Raw genomic sequence first — 15,270 nt, 5'->3', positions numbered from 1 at the left:
CGTGCTTCCCAGTCCCATCCCCGCGCATACCGCACTTCCTGCTGTCTCTACGCGCGTCCGGCCATCAACGTGCCGGACAAACCCGCCCGGCACCCGTCATCGTCGTGGGCGCAGGTCACCGCGCCGTACGCGCCAACCCCGATGTCGGCGAGATTGCGCAGGCTGTCCGTGCCCGGCTCGAAGTAGCCGGCGTGTCCCTGTGCGTCGTGCGCCGACAGCACCCGTGCCCCGAAGGAGGAGGAGACGGGGTCGGCGCCGTGGCCGAGTCCGCCGAGCTCCATGTAGGGGACGTCCTGGATCCAGTCGGTGGCGTCCCGCATCGCCCACACCCGGGCCGAGGTGCCCAGGTGCGCGGCGTTCTCGACCCGCATCCCGGGGCTCGCGGCCACCGCTATGTCGGACACCCGGTCCGGCATGTAGCGCGCGGCCACCCCGCAGACCACCGAGCCGTAGCTGTGGCAGAACATCGACACCGGCGCCTCGCCGGGCAGCCCGCGCAGCAGCGCGTTGAGGCGTACGGCGCCCAGCGCGGCGGCCGTGCCGGTCGCCGCCCCCACGCCGAGACCGTCGGGCGCGGTGTAGTCGGCCCAGGCGATCACCGCCGTACGGGTCGAGGGGCTCGCCGTGTGCTCCGCCTTGTACAGCGCCTTGGCCATGCCGACCGGGGCGGTGTACTGACGGTTCGTCCGCTGGAAGGTGAGCAGGTCGGTGTCGACGCCGGGGACGACGACGGAGACCCGCTCGGCCCTGGTGAGGTCGCCGAACACCTCGGCGACCCGGCCGCTGCCGTCCGGGTCGAAGGCGAGGATCTGCCGGCCCTTCGCCATCAGCGCCTCGTATCGGTGCATCCGGCGGCCCGCGTCCTGCTGTCCGGCCGCGGTGAGCCGTGGGTCGTGCATGCGTTTCTTCTCGACGGCGCGCTGCTGGTCGAGGGCGATGTGGTTGGCCCGGTAGCGCAGGGCGGCCGGGGCGCCGTTCATGTTGCCGACCACGAGCGGGTAGCGGTGCACGAGCCGGTCGCGCTCCGGCACGGTGAGCGTGGCGAAGAAACGGGTGAGCAGCGCGGGGGACGCCTCCGGGTCCGGCAGGTGGAGACCGCGCAGGCTGCCGTGCTCCCACTTGGCGAGGGAGGTCTGCATGACGGTGGTCTCGCGGTGCGCGCGCATGGCCGTCCAGCCGGTGGTCGCGAGCATCACGAACACCACGGCCAGGGCAAGCAGCGCGCGCCAGACGTTCAGTGGCGGGGAGGTGTCGAAGGAAGTCACTGGGAGGACACACTAGGAGAACGAAGGGGTCTCGCGGTAACCGAGTGACAGTTATCACGTTTCGGCAAATGTATGGCCGATCACGCCTCGTGCGGCCCGTCTCACCTCGCGGGGCGCTCGCGCCAGTTCCCGGTGAGCGCCGGCCCCACCTGGTCGAGGTACGACGAGGTGAGTTCGCGGATCGCCGCGACGCTGAAGTCGTCGCCGACCGACCAGTGCCGCTCGGTGACCCGGATGACCGCGCCGAACACGGCGACCACGAGCCGGGGCCGCGGGTCGGTGTCCGGGTCGACGCCCTCCCGCTCGGCGACGATCCGCGCGATCTCCTCCTCCGTCTCCGACTGGCGCCGCAGATGGGCGGCGAACAGCACCGGCGTCGCCTCGATCATCTTGTACGTGCGCATCAGCAGTTCCACCGGGACGTACCGCTCGATGGCCTCCTCGATGCTGTCCCAGCTGTCCATGACGGACCGGCGCAGCGCCTCCAGCGGGGTCTCCTCGGCCGGCCGCCGGCGCACCGCCTCGACGTAGTGCGCCTCGGTGAGCCGTGGCACGAAGAAGGCCACGTCCTCCTTGCTGGCGAAGTAGCGGAAGAAGGTGCGCTGCGAGACGTCGACGGACTCGGCGATCTCGTCGATGGTGGTGTGCTCGTAGCCCCGGGTCACGAACAGCTCCAGCGCGTTGCGCAGCAGCGCGTCCCGGGTGCGCTGTTTCTTGCGTTCGCGCAGCGTTTCCATGTCTGACAGTTACTGACTAGTGATTTCGTTTGTCAACTGTCAGCGGCTGTCACTAGCCTCGGTCGTATGACTAGTCAGACCACGATCGACACGGCGGGGTCGGGGGACGCGACACCTACAGCCCTGCCGGAACAGCCGCCGGCCTCCGGCCTGCGCGGTCACCCCTGGTTCACCCTGATCACCGTCGCCGTCGGGGTCATGATGGTCGCCCTCGACGGCACCATCGTGGCCATCGCCAACCCGGCGATCCAGAAGGACCTCGGCGCCACCTTCGCCCAGGTGCAGTGGATCACCAACGGCTACTTCCTCGCCCTCGCGGTCTCCCTGATCACCGCGGGCAAGCTCGGTGACCGCTTCGGCCACCGGCAGACCTTCCTGATCGGCGTCGTCGGCTTCGCCGCCGCCTCGGGCGCCATCGGCCTGTCCGACAGCATCGGCCTGGTCGTCACCTTCCGCGTCTTCCAGGGCCTGTTCGGCGCGCTGCTGATGCCGGCCGCGCTCGGCCTGCTGCGGGCCACCTTCCCGGCCGAGAAGCTCAACATGGCGATCGGCATCTGGGGCATGGTCATCGGCGCCTCCACCGCGGGCGGCCCGATCCTCGGCGGTGTGCTGGTGCAGCACGTCAGCTGGCAGTCGGTCTTCTTCATCAACGTGCCGGTCGGCCTGCTCGCCCTCGTCCTGGGCGTCCTGATCCTGCGCGACCACCGCGCCGAGAACGCGCCGCGCTCCTTCGACCTGCTCGGCATCGCCCTGCTCTCCGGCGCGATGTTCTGCCTGGTCTGGGCGCTCATCAAGGCGCCGAGCTGGGGCTGGGGCGCCGGCCTGACGTGGACGTTCATCGCCGTGTCCGTGCTGGGCTTCGCCCTCTTCTCCTTCTGGGAGACCAGGGTCAGCGAGCCGCTGATCCCGCTCACCCTGTTCCGCTCGGTCCCGCTCTCCGCGGGCGTGGTCCTGATGGTCCTGATGGCCATCGCCTTCATGGGCGGCCTGTTCTTCGTGACGTTCTATTTGCAGAACGTCCACGGCATGGACCCGGTGGACGCCGGCCTCCATCTGCTGCCGCTCACCGGCATGATGATCGTCGGCTCCCCGCTGGCCGGCGCCGCGATCACCAAGCTCGGCCCGCGGATCCCGCTGGCCGGCGGCATGGCGGCCACCGCGATCGCCATGTACGGCATGTCCACCCTGAAGGCGGACACCGGCAGCGGCGTGATGTCCATCTGGTTCGCCCTGCTCGGCCTCGGCCTCGCGCCGGTCATGGTCGGCGCCACCGAGGTCATCGTCGGCAACGCGGCGATGGAGCTGTCGGGGGTGGCCGGTGGTCTCCAGCAGGCCGCGATGCAGATCGGCGGCAGCCTCGGTACGGCCGTGCTGGGCGCCGTGATGGCCTCCAAGGTCGACAGCGACCTGCCGGGCAACTGGGCCGACGCGGGGCTGCCGAAGCTGACCGACGCGCAGTTGGCGCAGGCCTCCGAGGCGGTCCAGGTCGGTGTCGCGCCGGTCGCCAAGGGGACGCCGGCGGAGATCGCCGCGAAGATCTCCGACGTCGCCCACGACACGTTCATCTCCGGCATGAGCCTCGCCTCGTTGGTCGCGGCGGGCGTGGCGGCGGTCGCGATCCTGGTCGCGCTGCTCACCAAGCGCGGCGAGAACGCGGACGCCGGCGCGGGCGTCGGGCACATCTGACGCGGGTTCAGCACACACGCAGGTCGATATGTCCGGTTTCCTTTGGCGGAGTTCCCCTATCAGGGTGACTCCGCTAAAGATTCCTCGCGCTCGGCACGCGCCGCAGGTCACAGTGGGTCAAGTCCTCCGCAGGGCATGGGAGGACAGCCGGGCCGCAGCGCGCTGCTGGAGGGGGGCAGCGCGCGGGCAGGTCTGCGGACGCGGAACAGGGGTACCCGGTCATCGCACCCGAACAGTCCATGAAGACCAGGGAGTTGATGATGGCGAGCTTCGGCCAACGAACACGTGGGTACCCCCGTTCACGCGGCCGCACAGGTATGCGGGACGGGCTGGACCATGGCACGCTCGGAATCATCGGCACGATATTCGCCGTGGTCGGCTTCTTCGCGCTCGGGATCGTGTTGGGGCCGGCGGCACTGGTGTGCGGCTGGCTCTCCATGGGCCGGGTATGGAACCCGAAGAGTTCCATACCGGCGCTGGTGGCGGTGGTGCTGGGAGCGATCGACACGCTGCTGGCGCTGCTGTGGCTGGGTGGCGTCTCGCTGTAGCTGCGGCCCGGTGGGGGTCGCTCGCGCAGTTCCCCGCGCCCCTGAAGGGGCGCCCCAGCTGCGGGCAGCCGTGCCGCTGGGGCGGCGCCCGCCCACGAGGCGGCAGCGTGTGAGCCACTCAGCCGCGGGCGGTCGTGCCTCCCCCAGAGCCCGAAAGGCCTGGGGGGACCCCCGGGCGGCACGGGTGGGCGCAGCGGCACCCGGTCAGCGCCGGTGAGCGCGACGCCGTGACCTCGGCACCCACCCCCTCGCGCAGGGCAGCGACCTCCGCCCGGAGCGCCCGTACTTCCTCGGTCAGCACCCCGATCGCCTCCGTCTGCCGGCGCTCCTCCACGTCGTCCTTCTCGAACCGTGCGATGAACCAGGTCGCGATGTTCGCCGTCACCACACCGAGCAGGGCGATCCCGGACAGCATCAGGCCGACCGCGATCATCCGGCCCAGCCCGGTCGTCGGTGCGTGGTCGCCGTACCCCACCGTGGTCATCGTCGTGAACGACCACCACAGCGCGTCACCCAGCGTCCGGATGTTCCCGTTCGGAGAGTCCCGCTCCGCCGAGAGCACGGCCAGCGACCCGAACATCAGCAGTCCGACGACCGCGCCCACCACATACGTCGTCAGCTGGATCTGCGAGGCCATCCGGGCCCGCCGCCCCACCAGCGTCAGCGTGGCGACGAGCCGCAGCAGCCGCAGCGGCTGGAGCAGCGGCAGCACCACCGCGCACAGGTCTATCCAGTGGGTCCGCACGAACTCCTTGCGCCGGGGCGCCAGAGCCATCCGTACCAGGTAGTCCACGGCGAAAGAACCCCAGACCACCCACTCCGCCGCCGTGCAGACCGCGGTGAGGCCGTGCCCTGCGGAACTGTCCACGATCGGCAGGGCATAGGCGACGGCGAAGGCCACCGCGAGTGCCAGCAAAGGCCGTTGGGTCAGCTGCTCCCAACGCACCTGCGCGGACTGTCGCTCCATGGGGGCATCGTAGGCATCACCCGCGCCCCGAAGGCGGCGGACCTGCCTCGATCCGCGGCTCCGCCGCGCGGGCGGGACGAGCCACGACGCCGCCGCAGCTCCCCACCGCCCGCCCCGGCCGAGGCCGAGCGCAGCGGCTACGCGTCGCCGCCCGCCGCGCCCGGGTGCGCCGCCGTCACGTCCAGCAGCTGGTAGCGGTCGATGGCCTGCTTGAGCACCGAGCGGTCGAGCCTGCCCTCACGGGCCAGCTCGGTCAGCACCGCGACCACGATCGACTGCGCGTCGATGTGGAAGAACCGGCGCGCCGCGCCGCGCGTGTCGGCGAAGCCGAAGCCGTCGGCGCCCAGCGACTGGTACGTGCCCGGCACCCAGCGCGCGATCTGGTCCGGAACCGATCGCATCCAGTCGGACACGGCCACGAACGGACCCTCGGCGCCGCTCAGCTTGCTCGTCACGTACGGCGTGCGCTGCTCCTCCTCCGGATGGAGGAGGTTGTGCTCCTCGCAGGCCACGGCCTCGCGCCGCAGCTCGTTCCAGGAGGTGGCGGACCAGACGTCGGCCTTCACGTTCCAGTCCGCGGCGAGGACCCGCTGTGCCTCGATCGCCCAGGGCACCGCGACACCGGACGCCATGATCTGCGCCGGGACAGTGCCGTCCGTGCCCGCGCTGATCCGGTGGATGCCCTTCAGGATGCCCTCGACGTCCACGTCGGCCGGCTCGGCCGGGTGCTGGATCGGCTCGTTGTAGACGGTCAGGTAGTAGAAGACGTCCTCGCCGTGCGGGTGCTCGGCGTCGCCGCCGTACATGCGGCGCAGGCCGTCCTGGACGATGTGTGCGATCTCGTACGAGTACGCCGGGTCGTAGGCCACACAGCCCGGGTTCGTCGAGGCGAGCAGCTGGGAGTGGCCGTCGGCGTGCTGGAGGCCCTCACCGGTCAGGGTCGTACGGCCGGCGGTCGCGCCCAGGACGAAACCGCGCGCCAGCTGGTCGGCCATCTGCCAGAACTGGTCGCCGGTGCGCTGGAAACCGAACATCGAGTAGAAGACGTAGACCGGGATGAGCGGCTCGCCGTGGGTCGCGTAGGCCGAGCCCGCCGCGATCAGGGAGGCCGTGCAGCCGGCCTCGGAGATGCCGTCGTGCAGCATCTGGCCGGTCGGCGACTCCTTGTAGGCGAGCAGCAGGTCGCGGTCGACCGACTCGTACTGCTGGCCGAGCGGGTTGTAGATCTTCGCGCTCGGGAAGAAGGAGTCCATACCGAAGGTGCGGTACTCGTCCGGCGCGATCAGTACGAAGCGACGGCCGAGCTCCTTGTCCCGCATGAGGTCCTTGAGGAGACGGACAAAGGCCATGGTGGTCGCGATGGACTGCTGGCCGGTGCCCTTCTTCACGGTCGCGTACACCTTGTCGTCCGGCAGGGCGAGCGGCTGGGAGCGCACGACGCGGGTCGGGACGTAACCGCCGAGCCCCTTGCGCCGGTCGTGCATGTACTGGATCTCCTCCGAGTTCCGGCCCGGGTGGTAGTACGGCGGCAGGCCGGACTCCAGTTCCCGGTCGGAGATCGGCAGGTGCAGCCGGTCCCGGAAGCCCTTGAGGTCGGCGACCGTCAGCTTCTTCATCTGGTGCGTGGCGTTGCGGCCCTCGAAGTTCGGGCCCAGCGTCCAGCCCTTGATCGTCTTGGCCAGGATGACCGTCGGCTGGCCCCGGTGCTCGGTGGCCGCCTTGAACGCCGCGTAGATCTTGCGGTGGTCGTGGCCGCCGCGGCCCAGGTGCAGGATCTGGTCGTCGGTCATGTGCTCGACCATCGCGCGCAGCCGCTGGTCGTCGCCGAAGAAGTGGTCGCGGATGTACGCGCCGGACTCGGTGGCGTAGGTCTGGAACTGACCGTCGGGGGTCGTGTTCATCTTGTTGACCAGGACGCCGTCGCGGTCCTGGGCGAGCAGCGGGTCCCAGGTGCGGTCCCAGACCAGCTTGATCACGTTCCAGCCGGCGCCCCGGAAGACCGACTCCAGCTCCTGGATGATCTTGCCGTTGCCGCGCACCGGGCCGTCGAGCCGCTGGAGGTTGCAGTTGACGACGAAGGTCAGGTTGTCCAGGCCCTCGCGCGCGGCGATGGACAGCTGGCCGAGCGACTCCGGCTCGTCCATCTCGCCGTCGCCGAGGAACGCCCAGACGTGCGACGTCGAGGTGTCGGCGATCCCGCGCGCGTGCATGTAGCGGTTCATCCGCGCCTGGTAGATCGCGCCGATCGGGCCGAGGCCCATCGACACCGTCGGGAACTCCCAGAAGTCCGGCATGGAGCGCGGGTGCGGGTAGCTGGAGAGGCCGTTCGGGTATTTCGACTTCTCCTGGCGGAAGCCGTCCAGCTGCTCCTCGCCGAGCCGGTCGAGCAGGAACGCGCGGGCGTAGATACCGGGGGAGGCGTGGCCCTGAAAGAAGACCTGGTCGCCGCCACGGCCGTCGTCCTTGCCGCGGAAGAAGTGGTTGAAGCCGACGTCGTAGAGGGATGCGGAGGAGGCGAAGGTGGCGATGTGCCCGCCGACGCCGATGCCCGGACGCTGTGCGCGCGAGACCATCACGGCCGCGTTCCAGCGGGTCGCGTTGAGGACCCTGCGCTCGATCTCCTCGTTGCCCGGGAAGAACGGCTCCGCGCGGGTGGGGATCGTGTTGACGTAGTCCGTGCTGCGCATCTCGGGCACGGCCACCCGCCGCTCGCGGGCACGCTCGATCAGGCGGAGCATCAGATAACGGGCCCGTTCCCGGCCGCGCTCGTCCACGGCGGCGTCGAGCGAGTCGAGCCACTCCTGGGTTTCCTCGGGGTCGAAGTCAGGAACCTGACTCGGAAGGCCGCCAATGATGATCGGGTTGCGATCGGATCCGGAAGCCACGCTGTTCCTTACCTGTCAGAGGGGCACTGATTCCCTGCGTTTTCCTGCATATCCCTGCGTTTCCCTGCACCGCTGTCCATCGTCCACCTCGGGGCAGCGCACGTCATCTCTACCGTGAGGTAACTCGGGCCCGGCCAAAACGCAACGATACGCCCGGGGTGTGACGTGTTTGGCAAACTCGTTCGACCGTCGTATGTGAGGATGATTCCGAAAGGAACATAGCGGGCAAAACGGAATGGTGTGTGCCACACCTGACTGCGATACGGTGCCGGGAGTTGCGGCGACACGGCCGGGATCGTCACCGTTTCGGCGGTCTGAACGGCCGGGTACTTGCGCGATCCGTCCCGCCCGTGTGGACTACGGCCAATGCTTCGCGCACGCGCGTGGCTGAGTTAATCAACAAGACATGATCAGGAGGCAACCCGTGAGCGCGACCGCGGACCACGCGGAGGAGCGGACCACCCCTGCCGTCAGGCTGGGGTTCCAGCCAGACCAGGTGGTCCAGGAGATCGGCTACGACGACGACGTCGACCAGGAACTCCGCGAGTCCATCGAAGACACCATCGGCACCGAGTTGGTGGACGAGGACTACGACGACGTGGCCGACGCCGTGGTGCTGTGGTTCCGTGAGGATGACGGCGACCTGACGGACGCGCTGGTGGATGCCGTCACCTACATGGAGGAAGGCGGCTGGATCCTGCTGCTGACTCCCAAGACGGGCCGTGACGGCTACGTCGAGCCGAGCGACATCGGCGAGGCGGCCACGACCGCCGGCCTCTCGCAGACGAAGAGCGTCAGCGTGGGCAAGGACTGGAACGGCAGCCGGCTGCTGACCCCGAAGGGCGCCGCCAAGAAGCGCTGATCCCCGACCGGCGGACGGACCGTGCCCCGGTCCGTCCGCCGGCCTGCCGTGATCGCCGCGCAAGGGTCGCCGCATAGGGTGTCCTCACCCGAACAGCCCCTTACGAAGGGATGCAGCGATGGCGATCCAGGTCGGCGACAAGGCGCCCGACTTCGAGCTCAAGGACAACCACGGCCGGTCCGTGAAGCTGTCCGACTTCCGCGGCGAGAAGAACGTCGTGCTGCTCTTCTACCCGTTCGCCTTCACGGGCGTGTGCACCGGTGAGCTGTGCGAGCTGCGCGACAACCTGCCGCAGTTCGAGGACCGCGGCACCCAGCTGCTCGCCGTCTCCAACGACTCCATCCACACCCTGCGGGTCTTCGCCGAGCAGGAGGGCCTGGAGTACCCGCTGCTCAGCGACTTCTGGCCGCACGGCGAGACCTCGCGCGCCTACGGCGTCTTCGACGAGGCCAAGGGCTGCGCGGTGCGCGGCACCTTCGTCATCGACAAGGAGGGCGTCGTGCGGTGGACCGTGGTCAACGGACTGCCGGACGCGCGCGACCTGAACGACTACGTGCGGGCGCTCGACGCCCTGTAGACAGCTCCGCGGACCGCCCGTCGATCCCCTAGGGGCCGACACGGCCGACACCCGGTAATTCTTCGGGGTCCAGGGCCTGCGGGGGGCGGGAACCCGTCACTAGGATCGAATCGTTGATCCGGTATCCGAAGCACGACGGGGGCTCCCCGCCCCTGGACACCACAAGGGAGGACTCGTGGGAGTCAGCCTCAGCAAGGGCGGCAACGTTTCGCTGACGAAGGAGGCCCCGGGCCTGACCGCGGTCCTCGTCGGTCTGGGCTGGGACGTCCGGACCACCACCGGCGCCGACTTCGACCTGGACGCCAGCGCGCTGCTGCTGGACACAGCCGGCAAGGTCGCCAGCGACCAGAACTTCGTCTTCTTCAACAACCTCAAGAGCCCCGACGGCTCGGTCGAGCACACCGGTGACAACATCACCGGTGAGGGCGAGGGCGACGACGAGGTGATCAAGGTCAACCTGGCCACGGTCCCCGCCGACGTCGACAAGATCGTCTTCCCGGTGTCGATCTACGACGCCGACAACCGCCAGCAGTCCTTCGGCCAGGTCCGCAACGCGTTCATCCGCGTCGTGAACCAGGCCGGCGGCGCCGAGATCGCCCGCTACGACCTGTCCGAGGACGCCTCGACCGAGACCGCGATGGTCTTCGGCGAGCTGTACCGCAACGGCGCGGAGTGGAAGTTCCGCGCCATCGGCCAGGGCTACGCCTCCGGCCTGCGCGGCATCGCCCAGGACTTCGGCGTCAACGTCTGAGCCCAACCGAGGGCCTCGGCACTCGCACGTCCGCTCTGTCCGGCGCCGCACCGTTTACGGTCGGCGCCGGACGCGCAGGACAACCGGAGAAGCACCACTAGGGGAGGACCATCACCATGGGCGTCACGCTCGCCAAGGGAGGCAATGTCTCCCTCTCCAAGGCCGCACCGAACCTCACCAACGTCATGATCGGACTCGGCTGGGACGCCCGGTCCACCACCGGCGCCCCCTTCGACCTGGACGCCAGCGCGTTGCTGTGCAAGGACGGCCGGGTGCTCGGCGACGAGTGGTTCGTCTTCTACAACCAGCTCAAGAGCCCCGACGGCTCGGTCGAGCACACCGGCGACAACCTCACCGGTGAGGGCGAGGGCGACGACGAATCGATTCTGGTCGACCTGCCCAAGGTGCCGGCCGAGTGCGACAAGATCATCTTCCCGGTCTCCATCCACATGGCCGACGAGCGCGGCCAGACCTTCGGCCAGGTCTCCAACGCGTTCATCCGGGTCGTCAACCAGGCCGACGGCCAGGAGCTCGCCCGCTACGACCTCAGCGAGGACGCCTCCACCGAGACCGCCATGATCTTCGGCGAGCTCTACCGCTACCAGGGCGAGTGGAAGTTCCGGGCCGTCGGCCAGGGCTACGCCTCCGGGCTGCGGGGCATCGCGCTCGACTTCGGTGTGAACGTCTCGTAGCACCCGTCACAGCCGGATGTAGGGCCCGCGCGAGCCGTAGGACACCGATGCCCTCTAGACTCCGTGGTCAACAGTGAGTAAAGCCGAGTACGGCGCGGGAGAGACCCGTACCACACCATGATTGGGTAGCCAGTGCTTCTGAAAACCTTCGGCTGGTCGTTCGCGATCACCGCGCTCGGCCTGGTCGCCGCGGTCTTCTACGGGGGGTGGGAGGCCTTCGGCATCGTCGCGATCCTCGCCGTCCTCGAGATCTCCCTGTCGTTCGACAACGCGGTCGTCAATGCCGGAATCCTGAAGAAGATGAGTGCCTTCTGGCAGAAGATCTTCCTCACGGTCGGTGTTCTCATCGCGGTCTTCGGCATGCGGCTGGTCTTCCCCGTCGTGATCGTCGCGGTCACCGCCAAGATGGGCCCCATCGAGGCCGTCGACCTCGCGCTCAACAACAAGGACCGCTACCAGGAACTGGTCACCGACGCCCACCCGGCGATCGCCGCCTTCGGCGGTATGTTCCTGCTGATGATCTTCCTCGACTTCATCTTCGAGGACCGGGACATCCAGTGGCTGCGCTGGATCGAGCGCCCGCTGGCCAAGCTCGGCAAGGTCGACATGCTGGCGGTCTGCATCGCCCTGATCGTCCTGCTGATCACCTCCTTCACCTTCGCCACCCACGCCCACCAGCACGGCGGCGGCCACGTCGACAAGGCGCAGACGGTCCTGATCGCGGGTATCGCCGGCCTGATCACCTACATGATCGTCGGCGGCCTCTCCGGCTTCTTCGAGGACCGGCTGGAGGCCGAGGAGGAACGCGAGCACGAGGAGGAGGAAGAGGCCGAGCGCACCGGCAACAAGAAGTCGGCGGTCGTCCTGGCCGGCCAGGCGGCGTTCTTCATGTTCCTCTACCTGGAGGTCCTGGACGCGTCCTTCTCCTTCGACGGCGTGATCGGCGCGTTCGCCATCACCAACGACATCGTGCTCATGGCCCTCGGCCTCGGCATCGGCGCGATGTACGTCCGGTCGCTCACGGTCTACCTGGTCCGCCAGGGCACCCTCGACGACTACGTCTATCTGGAGCATGGCGCCCACTACGCGATCGGCGCGCTGGCGGTCATCCTGATGGTCACCATCCAGTACCAGATCAACGAGGTCATCACCGGTCTCGTCGGCGTCGTCCTGATCGGCTGGTCGTTCTGGTCCTCCGTGCGACGCAACCAGCGGCTGGCGGTGGCCGAGGGAAAAGCGGGGACGGACGAGAAGACTGAGGTCTCGTCCGGAGTCTGAACCGGCTCACCGGGCCGAAAACGAAGGGTGTGACACCCTTCTGGACGAGGAACGCTCTGTTCGGGGCGGCCGACACGGTCGGCCGCCCCGCGGCGTCGGCGGAAGTCTCTGGGGGCGGGAATGGGTTTCTTCGACGGGCTGCTCGGCGGAAGGGCGGCCGAGTTCGACTCGGGCAGCGCCGCGTCCAACTCCATCGAGCTCACCAAGCGGCACCAGCAGGTGTCCCTCACCAAGCAGGGCGCGGCCACCGGCAACCTGCGCGTCAACCTGAGCTGGCGGATGCGGACGTCCGACTTCGACGGCGAACAGCGGACCAGTCTGTTCCGGCACCCCTTCAAGGCGCTCAGGCCGCCGGAGGTGGTCGGGCACGGGCAGAGCATGGTCAACGTCGACCTCGACCTCGGGGCGCTGTACGAGCTGACCGACGGGAGCAAGGGGGTCGTACAGCCGCTCGGCGGCCTGCTCGGGGACGTCAACGCACCGCCGTACATCAAGCTCAGCGGCGACGACCGGTTCGGGTCGGCGTCCGGCGAGACGATGTACGTCAACCTGGATCACCGCGATGACATCAAGCGGCTGCTGGTGTTCGTGTACATCTACGACCAGACGCCGGCGTTCGACCGTACCCACGCGGTCGTGACGCTGTACCCGAGCAACGGGCCGCGGATCGAGATAGGCCTGGACGAACGGCATCCGCAGGCCCGGTCCTGCGCGGTGGTCATGATCGAGAACGTGAAGGGCGAGCTGGTCGTCCGGCGCGAGGTGAAGTTCGTGTACGGGTTCCAGGGGGAGCTGGACCGGTTGTACGGGTGGGGGCTGCAGTGGGGGCGGGGTTACAAGACGAAGGTGGAGAAGTAGCCCCCTGGGCAGCTCCCGTCACCGCCCGATGAACTGCGGGCCCTGCGGAGGCAGCCGGAAGTCCGTGTTCGGGACCGTCGCCACCGGCACCGGGGCCGGTGGGGGGTAGCCGTAGCCCGACTGCGGCTGTTGCTGGGGATAGCCGTAGGCCTGCTGCGGGGCGGGTGAGGTCGGCTGGGGGTAGCCGTACGCCGGCTGGGTCGGGACCGAGGCCGGCTGCTCGGGAGGCAGCGGCTGGGAGCCCTGGGGCTCGTCCAGCGTCTCCGACTCGTCCACCGAGATGCCGAAGTCGGTCGCCAGGCCCTTGAGGCCGTTGCTGTAGCCCTCGCCCAGCGCCCGGAACTTCCAGCCCTCGCCCCTGCGGTACAGCTCGCCGCAGATCAGGGCCGTCTCGGCGCCGGTCTCCGGCTTGATGTCGAAGTGGGCCAGCGGCTCGGCGTCGGGGGCCGAGGCGTCGTACAGCAGGATGCGCAGGGCGGGTACGTGTTCGAAGGGGATGCCGTCCGCCGATGCGACCAGGAGGATTCGGCCGACATTGGGCTCGACACCGGGGAGATCTGTCTGGATCGTGTCGGTGAGGCCTTCCGCCACCCGTTTCTTGCCGAGCCGCCAGACCTTCCCGGAGGGGTGCCTGGGCTGGTTGTAGAAGACGAAGTCCTCGTCGGAGCGCACACGTCCGTCGGGGCCGAGGAGCAGCGCCGAGGCGTCCACGTCCGGAACTCCCTGCCCGGGTGTCCAGCGCAGCACGGCCCGGACCGTGGTGGCTTCCAGCGGGACGTTCGACCCCTTCAGCATCGCGTGCGTCATGCGGTCATCCTGCCCTCTCGGTCCTGGTCACGACAACGCGGGGGGCCTCGCGGCCGACATGGGCGGGTTACCTGGAATTCATGCCCGGCGGGAACCCTCGACATGGCTTTGTACGTACTATTACCGGCCACCCTTTACCCATTCCACAGGCTAGGCCCACGCCACGGGGGAGTTCTATGCGTCATTTCGGGCACATTGCACCTGAGGTGCGCCAGCGCCTCTTCCACCAGGAGCCGTGCGAGTTCACCGCCGACTCCCCTGCCCGGTTGCTCTCCGCGGCCCTGGGCGCCACGCTGTACAGCCCGGCCACCCGGGAGCGGCTCGCCGACGACATCGTCAAACAGGCGGGACTCGGCGTGGTCTCGATGGTGCTGTGCCTGGAGGACTCCATCGGCGACGAGGACGTGGTGGCGGGCGAGGAGAACCTCGTCCGGCAGTTCGCCGACCTGGCCGCCCGGGTCCAGGAGGGCGTGGAGCCGCCGCTGCTCTTCATCCGGGTCCGCGAGCCCGAGCAGATCCCCGATCTCGTACGACGGCTCGGTGACAGCGTGTCACTGCTGTCCGGTTTCGTGTTCCCGAAGTTCACCGAGGAGCGCGGTATCCCCTTCCTGCAGGCCCTGGACGGGGCCGAGGCGCGCAGCGGCCGCCGGCTGTTCGGGATGCCCGTCCTGGAGACACCCGAGCTGATGTACCGCGAGACGCGCGTGGACGCCCTGGAGGGCATCGCCCGCGCCGTCGACAAGTACCGTGACAAGGTGCTGGCGCTGCGCCTGGGCGTGACCGACTTCTGCTCGTCGTACGGGCTGCGACGGGCACCCGACATGACCGCCTACGACGTGCAGATCATCGCCTCCGTCATCGCCGACGTGGTGAACATGCTGGGACGGGCCGACGGCACCGGGTTCACGGTGACCGGGCCGGTCTGGGAGTACTTCCGGGTGCCCGAGCGCATGTTCAAGCCGATGCTGCGGACCAGCCCCTTCCTGGAGGAGCAGGCCGTGGAACTGCGCAACCGGCTCATCGAGCACGCCATGGACGGCCTGCTGAGAGAGATCTCCCTGGACCAGGCCAACGGGCTGCTCGGCAAGACCTGCATCCACCCCTCGCACGTCATCCCCGTGCACGCGCTGTCGGTCGTCAGTCACGAGGAGTTCTGCGACGCCCAGGACATCCTGCGGCCGGAACGGGGCGGCGGGGGTGTACTCCGCTCGGCGTACACGAACAAGATGAACGAGGTGAAACCGCATCGCGCCTGGGCCGAGCGGACCATGCTGCGGGCCGAGGTGTTCGGCGTGGCCAACGAGGACGTCGGCTTCGTGGAGCTGCTCGCCGCCGGAATCCCCGGCTGACGGGCCTA

The 15,270-nt window shown here is 68.9% G+C and carries 14 protein-coding genes; 9 read left to right on the top strand and 5 right to left on the bottom strand.

Going from position 1 to position 15,270, the window contains the following annotated elements; all coding sequences use genetic code 11:
• Positions 1-47: 47 nt before the first annotated feature.
• Both ACZ4N4_RS03430 and ACZ4N4_RS03425 read right to left on the bottom strand, forming a co-directional pair.
• On the bottom strand, positions 48-1,265 hold the full coding sequence (locus ACZ4N4_RS03430; protein ID WP_467583906.1) for an alpha/beta hydrolase: 1,218 nt from the start codon (positions 1,263-1,265) through the stop codon (positions 48-50).
• Positions 1,266-1,366: 101 nt separating this feature from the next.
• The gene (locus tag ACZ4N4_RS03425) at positions 1,367-2,002 is read right to left on the bottom strand and encodes a TetR family transcriptional regulator (RefSeq protein ID WP_467583903.1); all 636 of its coding nucleotides are present in this window, start codon (positions 2,000-2,002) and stop codon (positions 1,367-1,369) included.
• Between the two features lie 66 nt (positions 2,003-2,068).
• Between ACZ4N4_RS03425 and ACZ4N4_RS03420 the strand changes: the two genes are divergently transcribed.
• Complete coding sequence (locus tag ACZ4N4_RS03420; RefSeq protein WP_467583900.1) at positions 2,069-3,688, top strand: MFS transporter; 1,620 nt, start codon at positions 2,069-2,071, stop codon at positions 3,686-3,688.
• Between the two features lie 260 nt (positions 3,689-3,948).
• Complete coding sequence (locus tag ACZ4N4_RS03415) at positions 3,949-4,236, top strand: small hydrophobic protein (protein ID WP_453577584.1); 288 nt, start codon at positions 3,949-3,951, stop codon at positions 4,234-4,236.
• 118 nt (positions 4,237-4,354) lie between these two features.
• On the opposite strand, the gene ACZ4N4_RS03410 is transcribed toward ACZ4N4_RS03415, so the two are convergent.
• Both ACZ4N4_RS03410 and aceE read right to left on the bottom strand, forming a co-directional pair.
• On the bottom strand, positions 4,355-5,203 hold the full coding sequence (locus ACZ4N4_RS03410) for a potassium channel family protein (protein ID WP_467583897.1): 849 nt from the start codon (positions 5,201-5,203) through the stop codon (positions 4,355-4,357).
• Positions 5,204-5,340: 137 nt separating this feature from the next.
• On the bottom strand, positions 5,341-8,088 hold the full coding sequence (gene aceE / locus ACZ4N4_RS03405; protein WP_453577558.1) for a pyruvate dehydrogenase (acetyl-transferring), homodimeric type: 2,748 nt from the start codon (positions 8,086-8,088) through the stop codon (positions 5,341-5,343).
• Between the two features lie 424 nt (positions 8,089-8,512).
• On the opposite strand from aceE, the gene ACZ4N4_RS03400 reads away from it, so the two are divergent.
• From ACZ4N4_RS03400 to ACZ4N4_RS03375, 6 genes are all read left to right on the top strand, one after another.
• On the top strand, positions 8,513-8,950 hold the full coding sequence (locus ACZ4N4_RS03400; RefSeq protein ID WP_351692127.1) for a DUF3052 domain-containing protein: 438 nt from the start codon (positions 8,513-8,515) through the stop codon (positions 8,948-8,950).
• Positions 8,951-9,068: 118 nt separating this feature from the next.
• Positions 9,069-9,527, top strand: coding sequence for a peroxiredoxin (locus ACZ4N4_RS03395; protein ID WP_360487018.1), 459 nt, complete (start codon positions 9,069-9,071; stop codon positions 9,525-9,527).
• A gap of 175 nt (positions 9,528-9,702) precedes the next feature.
• A complete protein-coding gene (locus ACZ4N4_RS03390; RefSeq protein WP_360487016.1) occupies positions 9,703-10,278 on the top strand; it encodes a TerD family protein in 576 nt (191 codons plus the stop codon).
• Positions 10,279-10,394: 116 nt separating this feature from the next.
• A complete protein-coding gene (locus ACZ4N4_RS03385; RefSeq protein ID WP_351692136.1) occupies positions 10,395-10,970 on the top strand; it encodes a TerD family protein in 576 nt (191 codons plus the stop codon).
• Positions 10,971-11,102: 132 nt separating this feature from the next.
• On the top strand, positions 11,103-12,248 hold the full coding sequence (locus ACZ4N4_RS03380) for a DUF475 domain-containing protein (protein WP_453577553.1): 1,146 nt from the start codon (positions 11,103-11,105) through the stop codon (positions 12,246-12,248).
• A gap of 120 nt (positions 12,249-12,368) precedes the next feature.
• Positions 12,369-13,106: a TerD family protein gene (locus ACZ4N4_RS03375; RefSeq protein ID WP_450759468.1), complete on the top strand. Its 738-nt coding sequence runs from the start codon at positions 12,369-12,371 to the stop codon at positions 13,104-13,106.
• 18 nt (positions 13,107-13,124) lie between these two features.
• Here ACZ4N4_RS03375 and ACZ4N4_RS03370 read toward each other — a convergent pair whose 3' ends face one another.
• Positions 13,125-13,913: a TerD family protein gene (locus ACZ4N4_RS03370; protein WP_453577547.1), complete on the bottom strand. Its 789-nt coding sequence runs from the start codon at positions 13,911-13,913 to the stop codon at positions 13,125-13,127.
• A 176-nt stretch (positions 13,914-14,089) separates the two neighbouring features.
• Here ACZ4N4_RS03370 and ACZ4N4_RS03365 point away from each other — a divergent pair, with 176 nt between their 5' ends.
• A complete protein-coding gene (locus ACZ4N4_RS03365) occupies positions 14,090-15,262 on the top strand; it encodes an HpcH/HpaI aldolase/citrate lyase family protein (protein ID WP_467583888.1) in 1,173 nt (390 codons plus the stop codon).
• Positions 15,263-15,270: the final 8 nt, after the last annotated feature.

Source organism: Streptomyces sp. NPDC026538 (genome assembly GCF_055567535.1).
Note: the sequence above shows the minus strand (reverse complement) of the source record. Positions and strands in the feature narration are given on the sequence as shown.

Coding starts and splice junctions, on each gene's coding strand:
- ACZ4N4_RS03425 (WP_467583903.1), bottom strand. CDS start 2,002: ATGGAAACGCTGCGCGAACGCAAGAAACAGCGCACCCGGGACGCGCTG.
- ACZ4N4_RS03420 (WP_467583900.1), top strand. CDS start 2,069: ATGACTAGTCAGACCACGATCGACACGGCGGGGTCGGGGGACGCGACA.
- ACZ4N4_RS03415 (WP_453577584.1), top strand. CDS start 3,949: ATGGCGAGCTTCGGCCAACGAACACGTGGGTACCCCCGTTCACGCGGC.
- ACZ4N4_RS03410 (WP_467583897.1), bottom strand. CDS start 5,203: ATGGAGCGACAGTCCGCGCAGGTGCGTTGGGAGCAGCTGACCCAACGG.
- ACZ4N4_RS03395 (WP_360487018.1), top strand. CDS start 9,069: ATGGCGATCCAGGTCGGCGACAAGGCGCCCGACTTCGAGCTCAAGGAC.
- ACZ4N4_RS03385 (WP_351692136.1), top strand. CDS start 10,395: ATGGGCGTCACGCTCGCCAAGGGAGGCAATGTCTCCCTCTCCAAGGCC.
- ACZ4N4_RS03375 (WP_450759468.1), top strand. CDS start 12,369: ATGGGTTTCTTCGACGGGCTGCTCGGCGGAAGGGCGGCCGAGTTCGAC.
- ACZ4N4_RS03370 (WP_453577547.1), bottom strand. CDS start 13,913: ATGACGCACGCGATGCTGAAGGGGTCGAACGTCCCGCTGGAAGCCACC.
- ACZ4N4_RS03365 (WP_467583888.1), top strand. CDS start 14,090: ATGCGTCATTTCGGGCACATTGCACCTGAGGTGCGCCAGCGCCTCTTC.